Annotated in this window: 22 protein-coding genes; 11 read left to right on the forward strand and 11 right to left on the reverse strand. The window is 68.9% G+C overall.

Annotated elements, in window-relative coordinates; all coding sequences use genetic code 11:
• Positions 1 to 22: 22 nt before the first annotated feature.
• A complete protein-coding gene (locus DMH03_RS11800; protein WP_125792040.1) occupies positions 23 to 1,243 on the reverse strand; it encodes an MFS transporter in 1,221 nt (406 codons plus the stop codon).
• Complete coding sequence (locus DMH03_RS11805) at positions 1,240 to 1,758, reverse strand: helix-turn-helix domain-containing protein (protein WP_125792041.1); 519 nt, start codon at positions 1,756 to 1,758, stop codon at positions 1,240 to 1,242. The genes DMH03_RS11800 and DMH03_RS11805 overlap by 4 nt, the downstream gene beginning before the upstream one ends.
• A 107-nt stretch (positions 1,759 to 1,865) precedes the next feature.
• Between DMH03_RS11805 and DMH03_RS11810 the strand changes: the two genes are divergently transcribed.
• On the forward strand, positions 1,866 to 2,840 hold the full coding sequence (locus DMH03_RS11810; protein ID WP_125792042.1) for an aldo/keto reductase: 975 nt from the start codon (positions 1,866 to 1,868) through the stop codon (positions 2,838 to 2,840).
• On the opposite strand, the gene pqqB is transcribed toward DMH03_RS11810, so the two are convergent.
• From pqqB to pqqA, 5 genes are all read right to left on the reverse strand, one after another.
• Complete coding sequence (gene pqqB / locus DMH03_RS11815; protein WP_125792043.1) at positions 2,837 to 3,700, reverse strand: pyrroloquinoline quinone biosynthesis protein PqqB; 864 nt, start codon at positions 3,698 to 3,700, stop codon at positions 2,837 to 2,839. The two genes, DMH03_RS11810 and pqqB, sit on opposite strands and share 4 nt — an antisense overlap.
• Positions 3,697 to 4,779, reverse strand: coding sequence for a pyrroloquinoline quinone biosynthesis protein PqqE (gene pqqE, locus DMH03_RS11820; protein WP_125792044.1), 1,083 nt, complete (start codon positions 4,777 to 4,779; stop codon positions 3,697 to 3,699). Before pqqE ends, pqqB begins: the two co-directional genes overlap by 4 nt.
• Positions 4,770 to 5,042 (reverse strand): pyrroloquinoline quinone biosynthesis peptide chaperone PqqD, encoded by a 273-nt coding sequence (pqqD, locus tag DMH03_RS11825; protein ID WP_125792045.1) that lies wholly within the window; start codon positions 5,040 to 5,042, stop codon positions 4,770 to 4,772. Before pqqD ends, pqqE begins: the two co-directional genes overlap by 10 nt.
• Positions 5,043 to 5,044: 2 nt before the next feature.
• The gene (gene pqqC / locus DMH03_RS11830; protein WP_125792046.1) at positions 5,045 to 5,734 is read right to left on the reverse strand and encodes a pyrroloquinoline-quinone synthase PqqC; all 690 of its coding nucleotides are present in this window, start codon (positions 5,732 to 5,734) and stop codon (positions 5,045 to 5,047) included.
• Positions 5,735 to 5,810: 76 nt separating this feature from the next.
• Positions 5,811 to 5,906, reverse strand: coding sequence for a pyrroloquinoline quinone precursor peptide PqqA (pqqA, locus tag DMH03_RS11835; protein ID WP_007033797.1), 96 nt, complete (start codon positions 5,904 to 5,906; stop codon positions 5,811 to 5,813).
• A 315-nt stretch (positions 5,907 to 6,221) separates the two neighbouring features.
• Here pqqA and DMH03_RS11840 point away from each other — a divergent pair, with 315 nt between their 5' ends.
• On the forward strand, positions 6,222 to 7,208 hold the full coding sequence (locus DMH03_RS11840; RefSeq protein WP_125792047.1) for a sorbosone dehydrogenase family protein: 987 nt from the start codon (positions 6,222 to 6,224) through the stop codon (positions 7,206 to 7,208).
• A 62-nt stretch (positions 7,209 to 7,270) separates the two neighbouring features.
• On the opposite strand, the gene DMH03_RS11845 is transcribed toward DMH03_RS11840, so the two are convergent.
• Positions 7,271 to 8,647 carry a wax ester/triacylglycerol synthase family O-acyltransferase gene (locus DMH03_RS11845; protein ID WP_125792048.1) on the reverse strand — a complete coding sequence of 459 codons (1,377 nt, stop codon included), beginning with the start codon at positions 8,645 to 8,647 and terminating at the stop codon, positions 7,271 to 7,273.
• A gap of 95 nt (positions 8,648 to 8,742) precedes the next feature.
• On the opposite strand from DMH03_RS11845, the gene DMH03_RS11850 reads away from it, so the two are divergent.
• The 9 genes from DMH03_RS11850 (at position 8,743) to DMH03_RS11890 (ending at position 20,011) form a co-directional block, all read left to right on the forward strand.
• On the forward strand, positions 8,743 to 9,756 hold the full coding sequence (locus tag DMH03_RS11850) for a glutathione S-transferase family protein (protein ID WP_125792049.1): 1,014 nt from the start codon (positions 8,743 to 8,745) through the stop codon (positions 9,754 to 9,756).
• The gene (locus DMH03_RS11855; RefSeq protein WP_125792050.1) at positions 9,740 to 10,897 is read left to right on the forward strand and encodes an FAD-binding oxidoreductase; all 1,158 of its coding nucleotides are present in this window, start codon (positions 9,740 to 9,742) and stop codon (positions 10,895 to 10,897) included. The genes DMH03_RS11850 and DMH03_RS11855 overlap by 17 nt, the downstream gene beginning before the upstream one ends.
• Positions 10,890 to 11,513, forward strand: coding sequence for an MSMEG_1061 family FMN-dependent PPOX-type flavoprotein (locus DMH03_RS11860; protein WP_125792051.1), 624 nt, complete (start codon positions 10,890 to 10,892; stop codon positions 11,511 to 11,513). Before DMH03_RS11855 ends, DMH03_RS11860 begins: the two co-directional genes overlap by 8 nt.
• Positions 11,514 to 11,633: 120 nt before the next feature.
• Complete coding sequence (locus DMH03_RS11865) at positions 11,634 to 13,265, forward strand: thiamine pyrophosphate-binding protein (RefSeq protein WP_125792052.1); 1,632 nt, start codon at positions 11,634 to 11,636, stop codon at positions 13,263 to 13,265.
• The gene (locus tag DMH03_RS11870; protein ID WP_199748840.1) at positions 13,262 to 15,322 is read left to right on the forward strand and encodes a hydantoinase/oxoprolinase family protein; all 2,061 of its coding nucleotides are present in this window, start codon (positions 13,262 to 13,264) and stop codon (positions 15,320 to 15,322) included. The genes DMH03_RS11865 and DMH03_RS11870 overlap by 4 nt, the downstream gene beginning before the upstream one ends.
• Positions 15,319 to 17,028, forward strand: coding sequence for a hydantoinase B/oxoprolinase family protein (locus DMH03_RS11875; RefSeq protein ID WP_125792053.1), 1,710 nt, complete (start codon positions 15,319 to 15,321; stop codon positions 17,026 to 17,028). The genes DMH03_RS11870 and DMH03_RS11875 overlap by 4 nt, the downstream gene beginning before the upstream one ends.
• A 2-nt stretch (positions 17,029 to 17,030) precedes the next feature.
• Positions 17,031 to 17,816: an SDR family NAD(P)-dependent oxidoreductase gene (locus DMH03_RS11880; RefSeq protein WP_199748841.1), complete on the forward strand. Its 786-nt coding sequence runs from the start codon at positions 17,031 to 17,033 to the stop codon at positions 17,814 to 17,816.
• A 4-nt stretch (positions 17,817 to 17,820) separates the two neighbouring features.
• The gene (locus tag DMH03_RS11885; RefSeq protein ID WP_125792055.1) at positions 17,821 to 18,516 is read left to right on the forward strand and encodes a GntR family transcriptional regulator; all 696 of its coding nucleotides are present in this window, start codon (positions 17,821 to 17,823) and stop codon (positions 18,514 to 18,516) included.
• Between the two features lie 223 nt (positions 18,517 to 18,739).
• Positions 18,740 to 20,011, forward strand: a complete 1,272-nt coding sequence (locus DMH03_RS11890; protein ID WP_125792056.1) for an aspartate aminotransferase family protein — start codon at positions 18,740 to 18,742, stop codon at positions 20,009 to 20,011.
• A 272-nt stretch (positions 20,012 to 20,283) separates the two neighbouring features.
• Here the strand turns inward: DMH03_RS11890 and DMH03_RS11895 are convergent, their stop codons facing one another.
• From DMH03_RS11895 to DMH03_RS11905, 3 genes are all read right to left on the reverse strand, one after another.
• Entirely contained in the window at positions 20,284 to 20,478 is a 195-nt protein-coding gene (locus tag DMH03_RS11895; protein ID WP_125788486.1) for a hypothetical protein, read from the reverse strand.
• Between the two features lie 110 nt (positions 20,479 to 20,588).
• Positions 20,589 to 21,083 (reverse strand): GNAT family N-acetyltransferase, encoded by a 495-nt coding sequence (locus DMH03_RS11900; protein ID WP_125792057.1) that lies wholly within the window; start codon positions 21,081 to 21,083, stop codon positions 20,589 to 20,591.
• A 42-nt stretch (positions 21,084 to 21,125) separates the two neighbouring features.
• Positions 21,126 to 21,905, reverse strand: coding sequence for an IclR family transcriptional regulator (locus DMH03_RS11905; protein ID WP_125792897.1), 780 nt, complete (start codon positions 21,903 to 21,905; stop codon positions 21,126 to 21,128).
• Positions 21,906 to 21,920 lie beyond the last annotated feature (15 nt).

Raw genomic sequence — 21,920 nt, forward strand, 5'->3', positions numbered from 1 at the left:
CCTTTGCTATCGCTTCCACGGGTCAGGGCTGGGCGGCGTGGGTCTTCCGGACGAGCCCGCGCACCTGGCGGCTGCACAGTGCGAGACAGGTGGCCGCCACGACCAGGGCGGCGCACGCGAGCAGTGTCGTGCTGACCCCGAAGTGCTGGGCGGCCGGGCCGGCCGCCATCTGGCCGAGGGGCAGGGCGATGAAGGAACCGAGCATGTCGTAGGAGTAGACGCGCGCGAGCTTTTCTTCGGGCACGTTCTCCTGCAGCGAGACGTCCCACGCGACCACGAACTGCTCGATCGCCAGGCCGGACACGAACATGGCGGCCAGCAGCAGCGGCAGCCACGGCGCCTGGCCGAGGAGGATCAACGGCGGCGCTTCGAAAAGGATCACCGCGACGCCGACGAACAGCGCGCGCCGCAGCTGCCATCGAGCCACGAGGATCCCGCCGACGAGTGAGCCGATCGTCTGCGCGGCGAGGGCGAATCCCCAGCCGGAGCGGCCGAAGCTGCTGTCGGCGACGACGGGACCGAGTACCGCGATCCCGCCGGCGATGACCGCGTTCACCACCATGAACTGCACGACCACGACCCACACCCAGGTCCGTGACCGGAACTCGCGCCAGCCTTCGACGAGTTCCGCCAGCGGGCGGCTGCCGGGGATCCGTTCCCGGCGGCTGAGGCGGATGCGCCGGTAGGACAGGGCGGAGCCCAGGAACAGCAGCGCGTTCCCGCCGAGTGCCCAGCCGGGGCCGACCGCGGTGACCAGGATGCCGCCGAGGCCGGCGCCGGCGATCCGGCCGGAGTTCGAGAGCAGCCTGCCGAGGGCGTTGGCCGGTGCCAGCAGTGCCGCGGGCACCGTCAACGGGGTGAGCGACGCCGACGCGGGAGCGGAGATCGCGGACACCGCGCCGTTGACCACGCTGAGGCCGACCAACAGCGGGATCGACGCGAATCCACAAAGGACGCTCGCCGCGATGACGGCCTGGGTCACGGTGGCGGCGAGTTCGGTGCCCTGCAGGATCACCGAACGCGGCAGGCGGTCCGCCAGCACTCCGCCGAACAGCAGCAGGACCACGCTCGCCACCGAACGCGCGCCCACGACGATGCCGATGTCGACGGCCGAACCGGTCAGGTCGATCACCGCGAACGCCAGCGCGAGCGGGGCGACGGCGTTGCCGAACTCCCCGAACGTGCGGCCGCCGATCAGCCAGCGGAAGTTGTGGTGGCGCAGGGGTTCGCGCAGCGATGTCACGATCGCGTCATTTCGAACAGGGACACCGTCGCGCTGACCGGGATGGTGCCCCGGGTGCGGGGCGGCCGCGCGGCCGAGTGCAGCAGCCTGCTCAGTTCGTGCGCGTGTTCGAGCGCCTTCTCCCAGGTCTCGCGGTCGACCCACATCTCGGCGTCGGTCGTCGACGCGCGTTCGCCCAGGGCGCGGAATTCGCTGCGGCGCTTGAGTTCTTCGGCCATTGTCGCGAGGAGAAGCTGCTTCTCTCGCGGATTCGACGACGTGAAATGCTTTCCGGACTCCGGATCGTGCCGGTAGCGCTTCGCCAGCCCGCCTCGGATCCGGACCTCCTCGGCGACGTCGAGCAGTCCGGCCTCGTGCAGCCGTCGCAGGTGGTAACTGACATTCGCTTGTGTCTCACCGAGTTCGCGCGCGGCCTCGGCCGCACTCATCGCGACACCGGTCAAAAGCGACAGAATGCGCAGCCGTACGGGATGGGCGAGGACACGCAACCCGTCGAGGCCGGGAGACTCGGACATGAAGTGAGTATCGACTGCCGGGACGCTGACCGTCAAACAGTTATTTGGGGGTTTCGTTGGCCGGGAGATCCAGTGCGGTGAACCGGCGTCTGTGCTCTGCTGAAGGTATGCGTACGACGACATTGGGCAGGAGCGGTCTCGAAGTTTCGAGGGTCGCTTTCGGCACTTGGCAGCTCGGCGGGGACTGGGGCTCCTTCGACGAGGACGCGGCCATCGCCGCGATCCACCACGCCCGCGAACTCGGGGTCAACTTCTTCGACACCGCTCAGGCCTACGGTTTCGGGAAGTCCGAAGCGATGCTCGGGAAGGCGTTGCGCGAAGAGCTCAAGCGCGACCGCGACAACCTCGTCATCGCCACGAAGGGCGGAATCAAGCCGCGTTCCGAACGGCCGCGCGACTCCCGGCGCGAGTGGCTGACCCAGGGGATCGAGGACAGCCTTCGTTTCCTCGACGTCGACCACATCGACCTCTACCAGATCCACTGGCCCGATCCCGCCGCGCCGGCCGAGGAGACCGCGGGGATCCTGCAGGAATTCGTCGACGCAGGGAAGATCCGGCACGTCGGTGTCTCGAACTACGACGCCGCGAGGCTGGCCGCCTTCGACCGGACCCGTCCGGTGGAAACCTTGCAGCCGCCGTATCACCTGTTCCGCCGGGACATCGAAACCGATCCGCTGCCGTACGCGCGGGAGAACGACATCGGCGTGCTCGTGTACAGCCCGCTGGGCAGTGGCCTGCTGACCGGTTCCTTCACGCCGGAGACGACGTTCGAGAAGACCGACTGGCGTTCCCGGTCTTCGGCGTTCACCGGGGAGACCTTCCGGCGCAATCTCGCCGTCGTCGACCGGCTCAAGGAATTCGCCGCGGGCAAGGGGATCTCGGTCGGTCAGCTCGCGATCGCGTGGACGCTCGCCCAGCCGGGCGTGCATGTCGCGATCGTGGGCGCGCGCAAGGCGGCCAACATCGAGGCCGGCCTCGCCGCGGCCGACGTCGACCTGACAGCGGACGATCTCGCGGAGATCGATCGCCTCACCGCCGACGCCGTCCCGGTGTCGGGCGCGAGTCCGGAAGGCATCGCCTAGAGCTTGAATTCGGTCCCGTCCAAGGGAAGCGAGGCGCCGCCGTCCAGGACGGCGGCGTGCTCCGGTGAGGCGGGGTCGATCACCGGGTTCGTGTTGTTCAGATGCGTGTACGCCCAACGCGGGCCAGGCCGGAGTTTCGCGAGACTTGCGGTGATCGGCAGATGTCCCATCGCCAGCTGGGCGCCGTCGCCGACCTCGGCCGCGGTGGCGCCCGACATCTCGTCCGGCGCGAAGAAGGTTCCGTCCAGCAACACCAGGCCGGCGTCGCGCGTGAACTCGTCGAAGCCGTCCGGCCAGCTCTTCAGGCAAGGCGCGTACACGAGGACGCCGCCGGTCTGGACGTCTTCGATCCGGTACGCCACCACCCATGGACCGTCCTCAGTGGACGAACGCGCGTACTTCGGCCGCTTGTCACTCACGGAAAGCGCGCTCACCCGAAGGCCGTCGATGGCGATCTCCGACGACGGAAGCCAGTCCCAGCCGCCGTAGCCGTCGATGATCGACCGCGCGGGGAACTGTTCGGAGAGCGCGTGCAGGACAGCGTCCGGTGCCCACACCGGGAGCCCGCCCGCTTCGCGCAGCAGAAGCAAGCCGAGTGCATGATCGAGCTCGGCGTCGGTGAGCAGCACCCCGCGCAGCGGGATCTCCCTCGGCCCGGGCCCGGCACGCAGCGGTGGTGTGGCGAGGATCTGCGCGCGGATGTCCGGCGACGCGTTGAGCAGGTACCAGCCCTCGCCGTCCGCGCTCACCGCGACGCAGTCCTGCGTCCGCGGCGGCGCGTTCGAAACGCACAGCGCGCAGGCGCAGTTCCATTGCGGGAAGCCACCGCCCGCCGCGGTGCCGAGCAGGATCACCCTCATCGCGGCCCGCGCATCACGAGTTCGTCCGTTTTCGGGGGCGTGGCGAGGATGAGGTCGACGACGTCGCGCTGTGGTGAACGCGAGCACACGGGGTCCGTGGCCGCGGCGTCGCCGGTGAGCTGGAACGCTTGGCACCGGCAGCCGCCGAAGTCGATCGCGCGCCGCTCGCAGGTGCCGCACGTGTCCGGCATCCAATCCTCACCGCGATAGGCGTTGAAGGAGCTGGACTCGTACCAGATCCACGCCAGCGGTTTGTCCCGTACGTTGTCGAATTCCAGCGTCTCGATCGCCGTCGAAGCGGGACACGGCAACACGTTCCCGTCGGGTGCCACGGTCAGCTGCCGTGCGCCCCAGCCGTACATGCAGGGCTTCGGGTACCGCTCGTAGTAGTCGGCGACGACGTAGATGATCTCCATGCGCCCGCGCAGCCGTTCGGTGGCCGCGCGCACGATCGGCTCGGCCTCGTCGAGTTGCCGCCTGGTCGGCATCAGGGCGTCACGGTTGCGCAGGGCCCAGCCGTAGTACTGCGTGTTGGCCAGTTCGAGCCGGTCCGCGCCCATTTCCTCGGCGAGGGTGATGATCCCGGCGAGCTGATCGTGGTTCTGCCGATGCAGGACGACGTTCACCGAAAGCGGCAGCCCGGCCTTCTTGATCAGCTCGGCGGCGATCAGCTTCCGGTCGTGGGCCCGTGCGCCGGCGAGCACGTCCGCGTGTTCGGCTGTCGCGCCCTGGACGGACAGCTGGATGTGCGCGATGCCGCGTTCGACGAGATCGTCCAATCTGGACTCGGTCAGGCCGAGCCCGGACGTCACCAGGTTCACGTAGCAACCCAGTTTCGTGGCGTGTTCGACCAGGATGGGCAGGTCCGGCCTGGCGAGTGGCTCACCGCCGGACATGTGCACCTGGAGCACCCCGAGCTCCCGTGCCTGCGAGAGTACGGAGATCCATTCCTCTGTGGACAGTTCGCCGTCACGGGCGATCAGTTCGACCGGATTCGAACAGTACGGACAGTGCAGCGGGCAGCGGTGGGTCAGCTCGGCGAGCATGCCCAGCGGGGGCGCCGCGGTCTTCAGGTCCATTCGACGATCCGCCGTTCTCCCAGCCGGGACAGGACGTCCAGGATCTCTTCCTCGCGCACACCGGAATAGCGTTCGCGCAACGCCGAAGCGATCGCCGCGACGTCTTCGACACCGTCGCAGAGCTTGAGGACGGCGGCGGCGGTCGGATTCGGGACGAGTACGCCTTCGGGGAACAGGAGGACGTGCGTTTCCCTGGTCTGGTCAAAACTCAGCCGGACCCCGCGCCGCAGCCGCGGCACCGAGCCCATTTCGAGGGTGCTCATCGCTACTCCTTGGCCGCGGCGCGCTCGATGGCGTCGAGCATGGACCAGAGCACGTCGGTCTTGAAGGACAGCGCGGCGATCGCCTTCTCCTGCTGCTCGCGGGTGACGGCGTGCCGTACGACGATGTCGAGCGTTCCCTTGCCCTCGCCGGAGACCTTGTCGATGCGATTGGTGAAATAGGCGAGGTCTTCCCGCGCGATCCACGAATAGTTCGCCAGCATGTCGGCGACCCGCCGCTGCATGAGATGGCCGGCGAACATTTCGGTCAGGCCCGAAGCGACCGCTTCGAGCCAAGGTTTCGTGCGGGCGAAAGTCACGTAGGCGTCGACGGCGAACCGTACGCCGGGGGCGACGTGCCGCTGATCGAGAACCTCTTCGCGGTCGAGTCCGACCGCGGTGCACAAGCGGAGCCACCGCTCGATTCCGCCGTCGCCTGCCTTCGTCCCGTCGTGATAGACGATGCGGTCGAGCCAATCCCGGCGTATTTCCGGCAACGGGCAGTTGCTGATGATCGCCGCGTCCTTCTGCGGGAGCACGCATTGGTAGTACCAGCGGTTCGCGGCCCAGATCTTCAGTTCGTACTCGGACAGGTCGCCGCGGTGCATCCGCTCGTGGAACGGGTGGGTGCCCCAATAGCGGTGCGAAAGCCCGCGCAAGGCCGCGATGAAATCCGACGACGACAGGGGGGACACCGTGCTGCCTCCAACGGCTCGCTGATCGGGACGGCGGCGCGGTGGTGGGGGGCGGCCCCCACCACCGGATGTGAAGTCAGTCCTCCATGCGGGCCGCGTAGGCGGTGACCTCCATGGGGGTTTCGTACTCGACGAAGTCGGGGGTGGTCCATACCTCGATGGTTTCGATCATTTTCGCTCCTAACGTCCACATGGGATCGAACAGGGCCGAGCCACCGTCACCCTAGAAGCGGTCCGCCGATTCTGACCAGACGTAAGGACCGACTTCCGGAGGTGTTTTGTAAAGTTTCCTACCTATGGCCGATCGAGCCGCGCCGATCGTCACGCTCGGCGCACATAACGGTTAACGGCGGGCACTGTCGATAGCCCGTCCAGTGGTGTCCGTTTCGTCCTGCGGTGTGTTTGTATCCAACTCGACGGGTGCACCCCGACCACCCGCCTACCGCCGCCATCCGAGCTCCAGGGGTGTAGCTGAAGGAGGCGTCCCATGTCCTTACGTCGTACTCTCGCCGCCACGTTCGCCGCCGCGACGGCCGTGTCGATCGCGGCCGTTCCGGCGGCGGCCGCCGAAGCGCCGTCCGTCCAGGCGATCAGACAACTCGCGAGCGGCCTCAACCAGGCGTGGTCGATCGACTTCCTGCCCGACGGCACCGGCCTCTTCACGCAGAAGGACGCCAAGACGATCAGCAAGATCGACAAGGCGGGCAAGGTCACCACGGTCCAGACCATCCCCGGGGTGAGCGTCACCGCGGAGGCCGGCCTGCTCGGCATCGCCGTCTCGCCGAACTACGCCACCGACGAGACGGTCTTCATCTACTACACGACCAGTTCCGACAACCGGATCGCCAAGCTGAAGCTGGGCCAGGCGCCGACGCCGATCGTCACCGGCATCCCGCGTGGTTCGCAGTACCACCACGGCGGCCGGATCAGGTTCGGCCCGGACGGTTATCTGTACGCGGGCACCGGCGACGGCCAGAACGGCGCCAACGCGCAGAACAAGAACTCCCTCGGCGGCAAGGTCCTGCGCGTCACCACCGACGGCGCCGCCGCGCCCGGCAATCCGTTCAACAGCCGCGTCTACTCCTACGGCCACCGCAACGTCCAGGGCCTGACCTGGGCGAACGGTCAGCTGTACGTCTCCGACATCGGCGCCAACCGGCTCGACGAGCTGAACAAGATCGAGGCTGGCAAGAACTACGGCTGGCCGACCTGCGAAGGCCCCTGCAATACGGCGGGGATGACCAACCCGGTCAAGGCCTGGCCGACGTCTTCGGCGACGCCGAGCGGGCTCGCGGCCTACAAGGGCTCGCTGTACATGGCTTCGCTCAAGGGCGGCACATACAAGCTCGACCTGAACGGCAACGGCGGCAAGCTCTGGACCAACCTCGGCCGCACGCGTGACGCGGTCGCGGGCCCGGACGGCCAGCTGTACACGATCACCCCGGGCGCTCTCTACGTCTCCGACGGCAGCTGACCCCCGGCGCATTTCGTCCTCTGGATGCGGTGGTTCAGCGTCGAACTACCGCATCCAGAGGACTAAATGCGGGGCAGGGAGACCGCGTGTTCGAGTTCGACCAGCGCGGTGTCCAGGTGGGTCAGGATGCGCTGGAGATGCGGGACGCTGCGGCGGCAGCCGGTGACGCCGAAGTCCAGGTTGTCCCCGTTGCTGGTCAGCGTGATGTTCAGCGCCTGCCCGTCGAGCAGCACCGACGCCGGGTAGATGCCGTCGAGCGACGCGCCGTTCCAGTACATCTGCTTGCGCGGCCCCGGCACATTGGAGATCACCAGGTTGAACGGCGGTTTCGTGTTGTTCACGAAACCGGGGATCGGTGACACGCCGAGCTGGGCGACGTTGATCCCCGACAGCAGCAGCGTCTGCAACGGGGTCAGCTCCGAGAACAGCTTCTTCCCGTTCCGCATCGAAGCGTTGATCGCCGCGAGCCGCGCGGCCGGATCGCTCAGGTGGGTGGCCATATTGCACAGCAGCGCGCCGATGTTGTTCCCCGCCGCGTCCCCGCTGTCCTTGCGCCGCAGGGAAACCGGGACCATCGCGGTCAGCGGCGCGTCGGGGAGCGCGTTCTGTTCGATCAGGTAGTCCCGCAGCGCTCCCGAGCACATCGCGAGGACGACGTCGTTGCGCGACACCCCGGCCGCCGTGGCGATCTTGCGTACCCTGTCCAGCGACCAAGACTGCGCCGCGAACCGCCGGGCACCGCCGATCGGGACGTTGAACATCGTCTTCGGGGCCTGCGAAGGCAGCGTCAGGGTGTGCTCCTGGAACGCCTCCCGCGCCACCTTCATCGCGGCGGGCGCGATACCGGCGAGCTGGTTGACCGTCTTGCCCATGGTCTGGAACAGCGAAGGGGACGCCTTGCCGTTGCGGCCGCCTTCGGGTTTGGGCCGGGAGCCCCACGGCGGCGGGCAGTCGAGGTCGAACGGGTCGTCCGACAGCGTGCCCTGCAGATGCCGCAGCGCCGAGACGCCGTCCATCAGCGCGTGGTGGATCTTGCTGTAGATCGCGAACCGGCCGTCCTGCAGCCCCTCGACCAGGTGGATCTCCCACAGGGGGCGATGCCGGTCGAGGAGGGTGCTGTGCCAGCGTCCGGTCAGCTCCAGCAGTTCGCGGATCCGGCCGGGCTGGGGCAGCGCCGAATGCCGGAAGTGGTAGTCGAGTTCGAGTTCGGTGTCGGTCGACCAGGCGAGGTGGCCCGCGGTGCTGACCGGCCGGGCGGGACGGCGCCGGAACACCGGGCGCATGTTGTCGGAATCGAGCAGTTTCCGGCGGATGTCACGCAGGTAGTCGGGCCCGGCGTCCTCGGGTTTCTTGAACAGTTGCAGCCCGCCGACGTGCATCGGATGTTCGCGCGTCTCGACGAGAAGGAACATCGAGTCGGTCACGGGCATGAACGGCATCGTCGGACCACCTTCCGCGCGGCGGCGTGCGAGCACGCCGGGTGCCAGAGTTTACGCACACCGAAACCACCATCTCACGCTTTAGGGTGGCTCACATGACGATCCCGACCGATCCGCAGACTGGTGAGTTCCGTCGGTCCGCCAACCATTTCGACGCGCGTGTCACCGCCGATGGCCGTGACGGCTGGCCGGTGGAGGCGGGGAGATACCGGCTGGTGGTCAGCCGGGCCTGTCCCTGGGCGAGCCGCGGGCTGATCGTCCGGCGGCTGCTCGGCCTCGAGTCCGCGCTGAGCGTGGCCGTCGCCGACCCGATCCAGGACGAGAAGAGCTGGCGGTTCACCCTCGATCCCGATGACCGGGATCCGGTACTCGGCATCAAGTACCTGGCCGAGGCCTATCACGCGGCCGACCCGCACTACATGGGCGGCATCAGCGTCCCGGCCATTGTGGACATTCCGAGCAAACGGCTCGTGAGCAACGACTATCCACAGATCACCCTGGATCTGTCCACCGAATGGACCAGTCTCCACCGGCCCGGAGCGCCCGACCTCTACCCGGAGCGACTGCGTGCCGAGATCGACGACGTCAACGTGGGCGTCTACGCGGACGTCAACGCCGCTGTTTACCAAGCCGGTTTCGCGACCAAACAGGCCGCGTACGAGGACGCGTACACCCGGCTCTTCGCCATGCTGGACGTGCTCTCCGAGCGGCTGGAAAAGCAGCGCTACCTCGTCGGTGACACGATCACCGAAGCGGACATCCGGCTGTTCACCACGCTCGTCCGCTTCGATCCGGTGTATCACGGGCATTTCAAATGCAACCGGAACAAACTGACCGAAATGCCGGTGCTGTGGGCCTACGCCCGTGACCTCTTCCAAACGCCGGGTTTCGGTGACACCGTCGATTTCGACCACATCAAGCGGCACTACCACGCGGTGCACGAGCAGGTGAACCCGACGCGGATCGTCCCACTGGGACCGGACCTGTCCGGCTGGACGGCGCCGCACCACCGGGAGCAGCTGGGCGGGCGCCCGTTCGGCGACGGCACGCCGCCGGGACCGCCGCCCGAGGACGAACGGATCGGGGACACGGATGGAGCCACTTCCTGAACGCACCGACGTCGTCGTGATCGGCGGCGGCATCGTCGGGGTCAGCTGCGCGTACCGGCTCGCCGCGGCCGGGGTCTCGGTGCTGCTGCTCGAACGCGGGAGCCTCGGCGGGGGCTCGACGGCGAAGGCCGCGGGCGGGATCCGGTCGTCGTTCACCACCCGGGTCAACATCGAGATCGGGCTGCGCGGGCTGGCCGAGTACGCCTCCTTCGCCGAGACGTACGGGACCGAGATCGACTTCCGCCGCGACGGCTACCTGTACCTGGTCACCGACCCGGCCGACCTGCCCGAATTCGAGCGCTGCGCCGAACTGCAGAACTCCTACGGTGTCCGCAGCCGTCTCGTCGAGCCCGCCGAAGCGCGGCGGTTCTCCCCGCTGATCGACACCGACGGCGTGATCGCGGCCCTGTGGTCGCCGGACGACGCCAAGGCGACACCGGACTCCGCGGTCCAGGGCTACGCGCGGGCGGCCCGCGGGCACGGCGCGATGCTGAGGACCGGTGTCGAAGTCGTCGGGATCGAACGCGACGGCGACGAGATCACCGGTGTCCTGACCGGCGAAGGCTTCGTGCGGACGAACGCGGTGGTCTGCGCGGCGGGCGCGTGGTCGGGACGGATCGGTGAACTCGCCGGCGTCGACCTCCCGGTGCGGCCGTTCCGGCGGCAGGTCGTGTTCACCGGCCCGGTCGCGGACCTGCCCGGATCCGTGCCGCTGACCATCGAGATGCCGTCCGCCTTCTACTTCCACCGCGAGGGCCTCGGCCTGGCGATGTCCTTCTGCGACGGTGACGGCGACCCCGGCTTCGACACCCGCTACCAGCCTGGCGACTGGCTGCCGAAACTCGCCGAAATCGCCGCGCGCCGGGTGCCCGCGGTACTCGACGCGGGGATCCGCGGCGGCTGGGCCGGGCTGTACGAGGTCACCCCCGACCGCAACCAGATCGTGGGGGAAAGCGTCCAGCTGTCGCGGTTCTTCTACGCGACCGGTTTCTCGGGACACGGGTTCCAGATGGGCCCGGCGGTGGGGGAGCTCGTGCGGGACCTCTACCTGGGGCGGGTCCCGGCCATCGACATCACCGGGCTCGACGTCCGCCGGTTCGACGGCGACCGGGCCTTGACGAGGGAGCACAACATTGTCTGAGTTCGTCGAAGTCACCACCGAGGCCGAGCTGCGCGAGATCCTGCCGCCGCCGCTGGAGCGGACCGCGAACAAGGCGCGTCCGAAGCTGCACGAGATGGACCGCCAGTGGCTCGCGGAGTCACCGTTCGTGCTGATCGCGACGTCGGCGGCCGACGGCACCTGCGACGTCTCGCCGAAGGGCGACCCCGCGGGGTTCACGCTGGTGCTGGACGACACGCGGATCGCCATCCCGGAGCGCCCCGGCAACCGGCGCGCCGACGGATTCCGCAACGTGCTGTCGAACCCGCACGTCGGGCTGATCTACCTGATCCCCGGCCGCGGCGACACACTGCGGATCAACGGCCGCGCGCGGCTCGTGCGGGAAGCGCCGTTCTTCGACGACATGATCGTGAAGGGCAGCCGGCCGAAGCTGGCGCTGGTGGTCGACATCGACGAGATCTTCCACCACTGCCAGAAGGCGTTCATGCGGTCGAAGCTCTGGTCGCCGGAGAGCTGGGCACCCGGCGCGCTGCCGTCCCGCGCGGCGATCGCCAAGACCTTCGAACGGCCGGAGGAGAGCTTGGCCGACCTCGAGGCTTACTACGCCCCTGCTGCCTACTCGGCCGGGTTGTACTGAAGCCACTGTCCGTGAAGGCCTCCTTGAGGGACCCAGAGTCCCTCAAGGAGGCCTTCACGGAACGCTTGGACCCGGTGCGATGGTTGCTGGATCGTTGAACGATCTGGCACTATCGGCGGGGTGCCTGCACCCACCGGAGCCCAGCATCTCGCCGACGCGCTGACCGCTCTGGGGACCGAAGTCGTCTTCGGTCTCCCTGGGGTGCACAACCTGCCGTTATGGGAGGCGCTGGCCGATACGGACATCCGGCTCGTCGGGGTCCGGCACGAGCAGACGGCCGGGTACGCGGCGGACGGTTACGCCCGCGCGACCGGCAAGCTCGGCGTCGCGTTGGTGACCACGGGGCCCGGCGCGGCGAACACGCTCGCCGCCGTCGGCGAGGCCATGGCGTCGGCGGCGCCGGTGCTGGTCATCGCGACCGACATCCCCTCCACGCTGCGGCGGCCCGGCGTGGTTCGCGGTGTGCTGCACGAGACGTCGGATCAGCAGGCGATGTTCGCGCCGGTCACCAAGGCCGGGTTCACCGTCTCGAGCGCCGACCAGGTCGCGGCGACGCTCCACCGCGCGGCCCGGCTCGCGCTCCAGCCGCAGAGCGGGCCGGTCTACCTCGGCATCCCGGCCGACTTCCTGTCGGTGCGGACGCCGGCGCGGCGTCCGCCGAGGTCGCACGCCCGGCCCGCCGAGATCCCGGACCTCACCGAGGCCGAGGCGCTCCTTGCCACCGCCGACCGGCCGCTGATCTGGGCGGGAGGGGGCGCGCTGCGCGCCGAGGCGGGTGAGGTGATCGGGAAACTCGCCGAACGGCTGGCCGCGCCGGTGCTCACCACGTTCGGCGCTCGCGGGCTCCTGCCGGTCGATCATCCCTGTCTCGCCCCGAATCCGGTACACGCGCCCGAAGTCGGGGCGCTGTGGGACGAGGCCGACGTCGTCCTCGCCATCGGCACCGACTTCGACGGGCTGATGACGCAGAACTGGCTGATGCCGCAGCCGAAGAAGCTCATCGCGATCAACGTCGATCCGGACGACGCCGCCAAGAACTACCAGCCGGACATCACGCTGGTCGGGGACGCCCGGGTGCTCACCGAGGCGCTCAAGGTCGAGGAACGGCCCGGGATCGCGGCGCTCGTCGGCAGGCTCGCCAAGGTCTCCGCCCGCGTCCGGCAGCGGATCAAGGAAGAGGAGCCACAGGCCGCGGATCTGCTGTCCACTTTGGACGAGGTGTTGCCGTCCGACGCCGTCGTGGTCGCGGACATGTGCGTGGCCGGCTACTGGATCGGCGGCTTCCACCGTGTCCGCGCGCCGCGCAAGCTCGCGTATCCGATGGGCTGGGGCACCCTCGGTTACGGCTTCCCGGCCGCGCTCGGTGTCGGCGCGGCGGGCACCGGCCGCGCGATCTGCGTCAGTGGTGACGGCGGTTTCCTGTTCGCCTGCGGTGATCTCGCCACGATGGCGCAGGAGCAGTTGCCGGTCACGGTGATCATCGTCGACGACGGCGGCTACGGGATGCTTCGGTACGACCAGGACCGGGCCGGGCTCCCGCGCCGGGGTGTCGACTGGGACAGTCCCGATTTCGTCGGCCTGGCGAGGTCCTTCGGCGTGCACGCGGACCGGGTGTCCGGGTTCGGGCGCGCGTTCCGGCGGCTGCTCGCCGAGTTCATCGAGTCCGACGAGCCGAACGTGCTCGTCGTCCGCGCGAAGATGGCGCCGCCGCTCAACACCTCGCCCCGCTGGTACCGCAAGGAATCCCCGTGACCGGGCTGCGCGTCGGCGTGGACATCGGCGGTACGTTCACCGATCTCTGCGTGCTCGACGATACCGGTGTCGTCGCCGTCGGCAAGGTGCTGACGACGCACGACGAGCCCGCTCGCGCGGTGGAGGAAGGTCTCAAGAGGACACTCGCCGACGCCGGGCTGCACGCGGGCGACGTCGAGCAGTTCGTGCACGGGACAACGCTGGTCACGAACGCGCTGATCGAACGCAAGGGAGCGCGCACCGCCCTGCTGGCGACGGCCGGTTTCCGCGACGTGCTGGAGATGCGGCGCGAGCATCGGTACGAACTGTACGACCTGCTCATCGAGCTTCCCGCCCCGCTGGTCCCGCGTCACCTGCGGTTCGACGTCCCCGAGCGGATCCTCGCCGACGGGACGGTCCACACAGGACTGGACGAGGAGTACGTCGCGCGGCTCGGCCGCGAACTCGACGCCCGCGGGATCGACGCGGTGGCCATTTGTTTCCTGCACGCCTTCACGAATCCCGCGCACGAACGGCGGGCCGCCGAGGTGCTCAAGGACGTCGCGCCCCGGCTCCGGGTCGCGCTGTCCAGCGAGGTCGTCCCCGAAATCCGCGAGTTCGAACGCGCGTCGACCACGGTCGCGAACGTGTACGTCCAGGATCTGACCGAACGTTATCTCCGTGATCTCGAACGGCGCCTGCACGAGGCCGGGGTGCGGCCGTCGCCGCACATCATGCTGTCCAACGGCGGGATCGCGACCGTCGACACCGCCGCGCGCTACCCGATCCGCATCCTCGAATCCGGACCGGCCGGCGGGGCGCTGGCCGCGTCCGCGATCGGATCCGCGGCGGGGACCCGGGATCTGCTGGCCTTCGACATGGGTGGCACGACGGCGAAACTGTGCATGATCTCCGACGGCGCGCCGCTGGTGACGCACGAATTCGAAGTGGACCGGAAGTACCGGCTGCTGCCGGGATCCGGGCTGCCGGTCAAGGTGCCGGTCATCGACATGATCGAGATCGGCGTCGGCGGCGGCTCGATCGCCCGCATCGACGCGCTCGGCCTGCTCACCGTCGGGCCGGATTCGGCGGGGTCCGAGCCCGGCCCGGTCTGTTACGGACGAGGCGGCACCGAGCCGACCGTGACCGATGCGGACCTCGTGCTCGGCTACCTGGATCCGGGGTATTTCCTCGGCGGCGGAATGACTTTGGACGCCGAAGGCGCGCGTGACGCGATCCGCTCGAAGATCGCGGACCCACTCGGCGTCAGCGTCGAGGAGGCCGCTTGGGGGATCCACACCAGCGTCAACGAGGACATGGCCAACGCCGCCCGCGTCCACGCCGTCGCCGACGGCAAGGACCCGGCGAAGCTGCCGATGTTCACCTTCGGCGGAGCCGGTCCGGTGCACGGGGTCGGTGTGGCTCGGGCGCTCGGCGCGCCCGAGGTGGTCGCGCCGAGCGCGGCCGGGGTGCTGAGCGCGGCGGGATTCCTCACCGCGCCACTGGCTTTCGACTTCGTGCGTTCGGCGCGTGCGGCGGTACTCGACCTGTCCTGGAAACAGGTCGACGCGCTGTTCGCCGAGATGGAGGCCGAAGGAAGGGAACTGCTGGAGGAGTCCGGTGTGGACGGTGCGGAGGTGACGCACCGCCGGATCGCCGAGATGCGGTACTCCGGGCAGGGCTACGAGATCCGCGTGCCGGTCGAGCGGGGGAACTGGCCGGATTCGCTGGTCGACGCGTTCACCGAGACCTATCGGACGTTGTACCGGCGGATCGGGCCGGACGTCGCGATCGAGGTGCTCAACTGGCGTGTCGTTTCCCGCGGACCGGCACCCGAGGTCACGCTGAAACTCGCGGGTACCGAGGCCGAAGGCGACGCGCGCAAGGGGAGCCGCCCGGCGTACTTTCCCGCCGCGGGTGGCTTTGTCGACACAGCGGTGTTCGACAGGTATCGCCTCAAGCCGGGCGATCGCGTCGAGGGACCGGCCATTGTGGAGGAACGCGAGTCCACAGTGGTCGTCCCGCCGGGCGCGAACTGCGTTGTCGGCGCGGACGCCGGCCTGGTGGTGACGGTATGAGCGTCGACCCGATCCTGGTGGGGGTGCTGGGAAACCGGCTGCATTCGATCCTGGCCGAACAGCAGAACGCGCTCGTCAACACGGCGTTCTCCTCCGTGGTGCGGGAATCGCTCGACCTCGCCTGCGCGGTGTTCGACTCGCGTGGCGAGATGATCGGCCAGTCCGTCGGCGGGACCCCTGGCCACATCAACGCGATGGCGACCGGGATGCACCACTTCGTCGCCGCGTACCCGCCGGAGACCTTGGAGCCGGGCGACGTCCTGCTCACCAACGACCCGTGGCAGACGGCAGGGCAGATCAACGACATCACCGTCGCCACGCCGGTCTTCCTGCGGGGACGGCTCGTCGCGTGGTTCGCTTCCTGTTGTCACGCACCGGACATCGGCGGGCGGCTGGTCTCGGCCGAGGCCAACGAGGTCTTCGAAGAGGGCTTGCGCCTGCCGATCATGAAGTTCCTCCGCGCGGGCGAGGTCAACGCGGATCTCGAACTGCTGATCCGCGCGAACGTCCGCACCCCGGAAGAAACCATCGGCGACTTGTACGCGCAGGTGACCGGGAATGAGGTCGGTGCCGCCAGCCTGGTGCGGCTGCTGGAGGAATTCGATCTCGATTCGTTGGACGACGTCGCCGCCGAGATCATGAACCGCTCCGAGCGGGCACTGCGGGACGCGCTGGCGAAACTGCCGGACGGTACGTACACCAGCGAACTGGTGACCGACGGATTCGACGACGAAGAGGTCGTCCTCAAGGTCGCGGTGACCATCGAAGGTGAGGAGATCCACCTCGATTTCGCCGGATCGTCGCCGCAGAGCCGCCGCGGGATCAACGTCGTCCTGAACTACACCCGGGCGTATGCCTCGTTCGCGGTCAAGGCCGCCATTTCGCCGGAGGTGCCGCACAACGCGGGCTCGTTCCGGCCGGTGCACGTCACCGCGCCGGCGGGCTCGGTGCTCAACTGCGCGCCGCCCGCGCCGGTCGCCTCCCGCCATCTGATCGGGCACTTCCTGCCGTCACTGCTGATCACCGCACTACACGAAGCCTTGCCCGGCAACGCCTTGGCGCACAGCGCGGACGCGCTGTGGATGACGATCTGGCGTGGCGCCGACGCCAGTGGACGCGAGTTCATGCTCAACGTCTTCCAGACCGGCGGGATCGGCGCACGGGCCACAAAGGACGGTCTGAGCACCACCGGATTCCCGAGCGGGCTGCGGTCCACGCCGACGGAGGTCATCGAGACGATGGCGCCGCTGATCCAGCGCGAACGCGTGCTGCGCACGGACTCCGGTGGTGCCGGGCGATGGCGCGGCGGCCTCGGCCAGTGCACCACGATGGCCGCCCGCGGTGAGATCTCGTGGAGTGTCAACGGGAACGTCGACCGGGTCCTGCGGCCGGCGTCCGGTGTGGACTCGGGGCACCACGGCGCGGTGGGCCGGTTCGAGCTCGCCCGTGGTCCCTTGCCGTCGAAGAGCCGGGTGAACCTGCGCCCGGACGACGTCGTGGACGTGATCCTGCCCGGCGGCGGCGGTTACGGCGACCCGTTCGAGCGGGAGCCGGAGGCCGTGCTCGCCGACGTCGTCGACGGATACGTGTCGGTGGAAGCCGCGCGCGAACTGTACGGCGTCGAAGTCACGTATCACGGAGACCCCGGGGCGCTGGTGCGGCTTCCGGAGGACTACACAGCGGTTTCGTCGAGAGGGAAGAGATGAGCATGGGTCGGCTGGCCGGCAAGGTCGCGGTGGTCTTCGGGGGCGCGAGGGGCATCGGCCTCGCCACCGTGAAGGAGTTCGTCGCCGAGGGCGCGACCGTGTTCTCCAGCGACATCCGCGAACTCGCCGAACCCGTCGAAGGCGTCCGGCACTCCCTTGTGGACGCCACGGACGAAGGACAGGTCGACGAATTCGTGCGCGGCGTGCTCGCGGAGACGGACCGGGTCGACGTGCTGTTCAACAACGTCGGCATCCACCTCGGGAAACCCCTGGCGGACACCACCTTGGCGGAATTCGACAACATCTTCGCGCTGAACGTGCGGGCCGCCTTCCTCGGCACGCGGGCGGTGCTGCCGCGGATGATCGAGAACAAGGCGGGCAGCATCATCACGACGTCGTCCAACGGCGGGGTGATGGGGCGCCCCGGCGACCCGGTGTACAACGCCACCAAACACGCGCTCGTCGGCATGATGAAATCGATCGCGGTCGCGCACGCGCACCAGGGGATCCGGGCGAACACGGTCAACCCGGGCGCGATCGACACGGACATGCTGCGCGGCACCCTCGCGTCGCCGGAGGAGTTCGAAGCCAAACAACACCAGTTGACCGCGAGCACGCCCGCGGCACGGGTCGGCGAGGCGTGGGAGGTCGCGAAGGCGGTCGTCTTCCTGGCCAGCGACGAATCGCGGTTCATCAACGGGGTCGCGCTCCCCATCGACGGCGCCAAGGCCGCCGGTGCCATGCCGGGCAACCGGTACAGCCTCGACTTCGAACTCGGCGTCAGGTAGCGCCATGTCCACTCCTGCCGCCGAGGAGACACTGGCCCGAGACAGACCCTTGCTCGAACGGAGCGGGACAGCGGAACGGGTCGCCGAGATCCTGCGCCAGCGCATCACCGAAGGCGTCTTCCCGCCAGGGTCGAGGCTTTCCGAACCGTCGATCAGCGCCGCGTTGGGCGTTTCACGCAACACGCTGCGCGAGTCCTTCCAGCTACTGGCGCACGAGCGGCTCGCGGTACACGAACTCAACCGCGGCGTGTTCGTGCGGGAACTGACCGCGCAGGACATCTCGGATCTCTACGTGATGCGGCGGGTCACCGAATGCGGTGCGCTGCGGCGTGCGGCCGAACTGCCCACTGTGGACCTTTCGGCCATCGAGGTCGCGGTGCGGGAGGGGCATGCCGCGGCGGGCGAAGGCGACTGGCAGGCCGTCGGGACCGCGAGCATCGCGTTCCACCAAGCGGTGGGCGACCTGGCGGGCAGCGAACGGGTCAGCACGACGATGCGTCAGGTGCTGGCGGAGACGCGGCTCTTCTTCGTGCTGGCGGAGAACACGCGCACGTTCTTCGAGCCGTTCCTGCGGCGGCACGAGCGGATCTTGCGGGACCTGGAACGCGGACGATTCGGGCCCGCGGAGACGGCGCTGGAGAAGTACCTGCGGGACGCGGAGAAGCAGCTGTTGGCCGCTTACGACCGGCGGGGTTCGTGAGCTGTGGCGGGCGGCCGGGACGCCATGAACGGTCCTTTCCTGGCAAATTTCGCAAGGAAAGGACCGTTCCTAGCACTTCGCCCATGAATGCCCATCTTCGAACAAGACCGATCAGCGTGGCTACAGTCCGGACAGGTCCGGGCCGCGAACTGTGCACGATGGAGTGTTCGCGTCCCGGCCGGTTCCGGGTGAGGATGGGGGCACGAGCACGAGGAGGAAGATCATGGTTTCGTCGGCGTCCGCGCGCAATCCGCTGTGGCACCCCTTCGCGGACATGGGAGCGGTCGACGGCGACCGGCTCGTCATCACCCGCGGTGAGGGTTCCTACGTCTGGGACGACGAGGGGAAGCGGTATTTCGACGCGACCGCGTCGCTCTGGTACGCGAACTTCGGGCACGGACGCGAGGAGATCGCGCAGGCCGTCGGGGATCAGTTGCGCACGCTCGATTCGTACAACCTGTTCGGCTACAACGCCAACGAGCCCGCGCTGAAGCTCGCCGAGCGGGTCTCGGCGCTGGCGCCGGAGCCGGGCTCGAAGGTGTTCTTCGGCTCGGGCGGTGGTGACGTCATCGACACCGCGGTCAAGATCGCCCGGTCGTATTTCGCGCACACCGGCCGCCCGGAGAAGGTGCACGTCATCGGGCGCGTGCAGGGTTACCACGGCACGCACGGTTTCGGGACGGCCGTCGGCGGCATCGCGGCCAACGCGGCGGGCTTCGGGCCGCTGCCGGGCGACATCTCGCACGTGCCTTACGACAGCGCCGAAGCGCTCGAGGCGGAGATCCTGCGCGTCGGGCCGGAGCGGGTCGCGGCGTTCTTCTGTGAGCAGGGCGTCGGCGCGGGCGGGGTCCTGCTGCCGCCGGAGGGTTATATCGAGACGGTCGCCGGGATCTGCCGCAAGCATGACGTGCTGTTCGTCGCGGACTGTGTGATCGCCGCGTTCGGGCGGCTGGGGACCTGGTTCGGGATCGACCGGTGGGCCGTGCAGCCCGACATGATCACGACCGCGAAGGGCATCACCGGCGGGACGATCCCGCTGGGCGCGCTGATCGTCGCGCCGAGGGTGGCCGAGCCGTTCTTCACCGGCGCGCCGGGTGCGCCGGTGCTGCGGCACGGCGCGACCTACGCGGGGCATCCGGTCGCCTGCGCCGCGGGGAACGCGACGCTCGACATCTACGAGCGTGACGGGCTCATCCCGCGCGGCCGGGAACTGGAGAAGCCGCTGGCCGACGCGCTTTCCGGGCTGGCTTCGCATCCCTTGGTCGCGGAGGTCCGGGCCGGGCTCGGTTTCCTCGGCGCGGTGGAACTGAAGGCCGACTTCCTCGCGTCCGACGCCGGCGCGCCGAACCGGTTGCAGCGGATGGCGCGCGAGGAGGGCGTCCTCGTGCGCAACCTGGCCAAGGGGATCGCGGTGTCGCCGCCGCTGATCGCTGGGGAGGCTGAACTGGACCTGCTCGCTTCGGCGCTGCCTCGCGCTCTGGACCGGCTGGTCTAGCGGGCCGCACAAGCGCAATGAAGGGGCCTTTCATAGCAAAATTTGCTATGAAAGGCCCCTTCATGTCACGTCCGCCGCACCCAGCGAGTGCGGGTGCGGCGGAGCGTGACGTGCACGAGGGCCTCGCGCTCGGTCATGAAGGGCACAGCCGACGGGACCAGGTCCCTTCATGACACCCCCAGTGCGACGGGCCCACGTGGGCCCGCTTCAGCGGAGGCGGAGTTCTTCGCCCTCGAAGTCCGCGGTGATGATCGACGCGGACGGTCTCGGTGTCACCTGGAAGTCATACGCCATACCGGCACATTAACCACGCGCCCCGACATTTCCGGGAGCTCATGCCCGCTGACCACGGTGAATCGCCATTTGTCGACCCCGCCGCCGATGATCTCGGCGTACCGCCGGGCGCCGTCCGCGTTGGCGAAGCGCACCTGCTGGCCGTTGGTGAGATGGGTGATCTTGACCGCCATCCGTGCCTCCTGAAGTCCGGTGCCGGCCCGCGGAGCTTCCCCCTCCGGGGCCGGCGCCGACAGTAGAACACATGTTCGACGACCCTCGCCAATCCGACCCCCCGTGCGGGTCATCGCCGCATGGTCACCCGAGGCCACGCGTCCAGCCCGAGGGCGATTTCGTGGGCCCGGACGGCGCGCAGGCCCTCGGTGAGGCTCTCCTCGTCGAGGGTCACGAAGCCGAGCCGGGCGTAGTACGGCGCGTTCCACGGCACCTCGGCGTACGTCGTCAGCGTCAGCCCCGCGAGACCTTCGCGCGAGGCCCAGCCGGCGGCGTGCTCGATCAACCGCCGCCCGAGGCCCCGCCGCGCGTGATCCGGATGGACGGACACCTGCTCGATGTGACCGTGGCCATCGACGACCTCGGCGAGCAGGTACGCCACCGGGCCGTCGCCGTCGTCCCACACCCAGGCCCGGCCGTCGCGCTGGAAGGCTGTGAGGTCCGCGATCGACGGCGGGTCGTCGTCGGCGATCGCGGCCATGCCGAGCGCGCGGAACGGTTCGCCCGCGGCGCGTTCGATGTCCTGGAGCACGGGCAGGTCTTCGGGGACGGCGAATCGGATCACGGATCGAGTTCTACCCCGCCGCGGGGAGCGGTCGCGCGCGAATTAGAGGGAGAACGACGAAACGGCCCGGTGGATCCTGTTCGCGTACGACTGGAGCGCGACGATGGCGGCCCGTTTCTCGTCGTCGCCGATCCGGGTCGCCGGGGCGGCGAGGGTCAGCACCGCGGGCCGGTGCCCGGTGTTCGGGATCGGCACCGAACAGGACCAGACGCCGTCGTCCAGTTCGCCCCAGCTGACCGAATACCGGTTCGCCCCCGCGCGTTTGACCTCTTCCCGCACGCTCGGGCCGCGGCGGTGGACGATCGACGAAAGCCGTCTTTCGCGTTCGCCCTCCGGCAGCATGGCCAGCAGCATCTTGCCCGACGCGCCGGTGCCGAGCGGGACGGAATGACCGGGCTGGAAGGTGAACCGCATCGCGCGTTCGCATTCGACCCGGTCCGCGCAGACGGCGGAATCGCCGAAATGCTGGAACAGCAGCACTGTCTCCCCGAGCGCGCGTGCGGCTTCCTCCATCGCCGGACGGGCCAGGCGGGCGAGGTCGTTGGCCAGCTGCGCCGCCCGCGCGAGCGGCATCACCTGGCTCGTCACGTGATAGCGCCCCGTCCTTCCCTCCTCCAGGAGCTGGAGTTCCTTCAGCAGTGCGACATAGCGATACGTCGTCGCGACCGGGGTGCCGATCCTCGCGGCGAGTTCGGCGACGCTGGCGTCCCAGCGGCGTTCGGAAAAGGAGAGCAGCAACTGCAGGACCTTGCGTGAGCTGCTGGCGCCGGGGGTCCGTTTCGGCGGGGCGGTGGTGTCCAGGGATCGTGCGGCAGGCGTCATCTCGACCTCTCGCCG

The organism is Amycolatopsis sp. WAC 01376 (assembly GCF_003947415.1).
Classification (GTDB): domain Bacteria; phylum Actinomycetota; class Actinomycetes; order Mycobacteriales; family Pseudonocardiaceae; genus Amycolatopsis.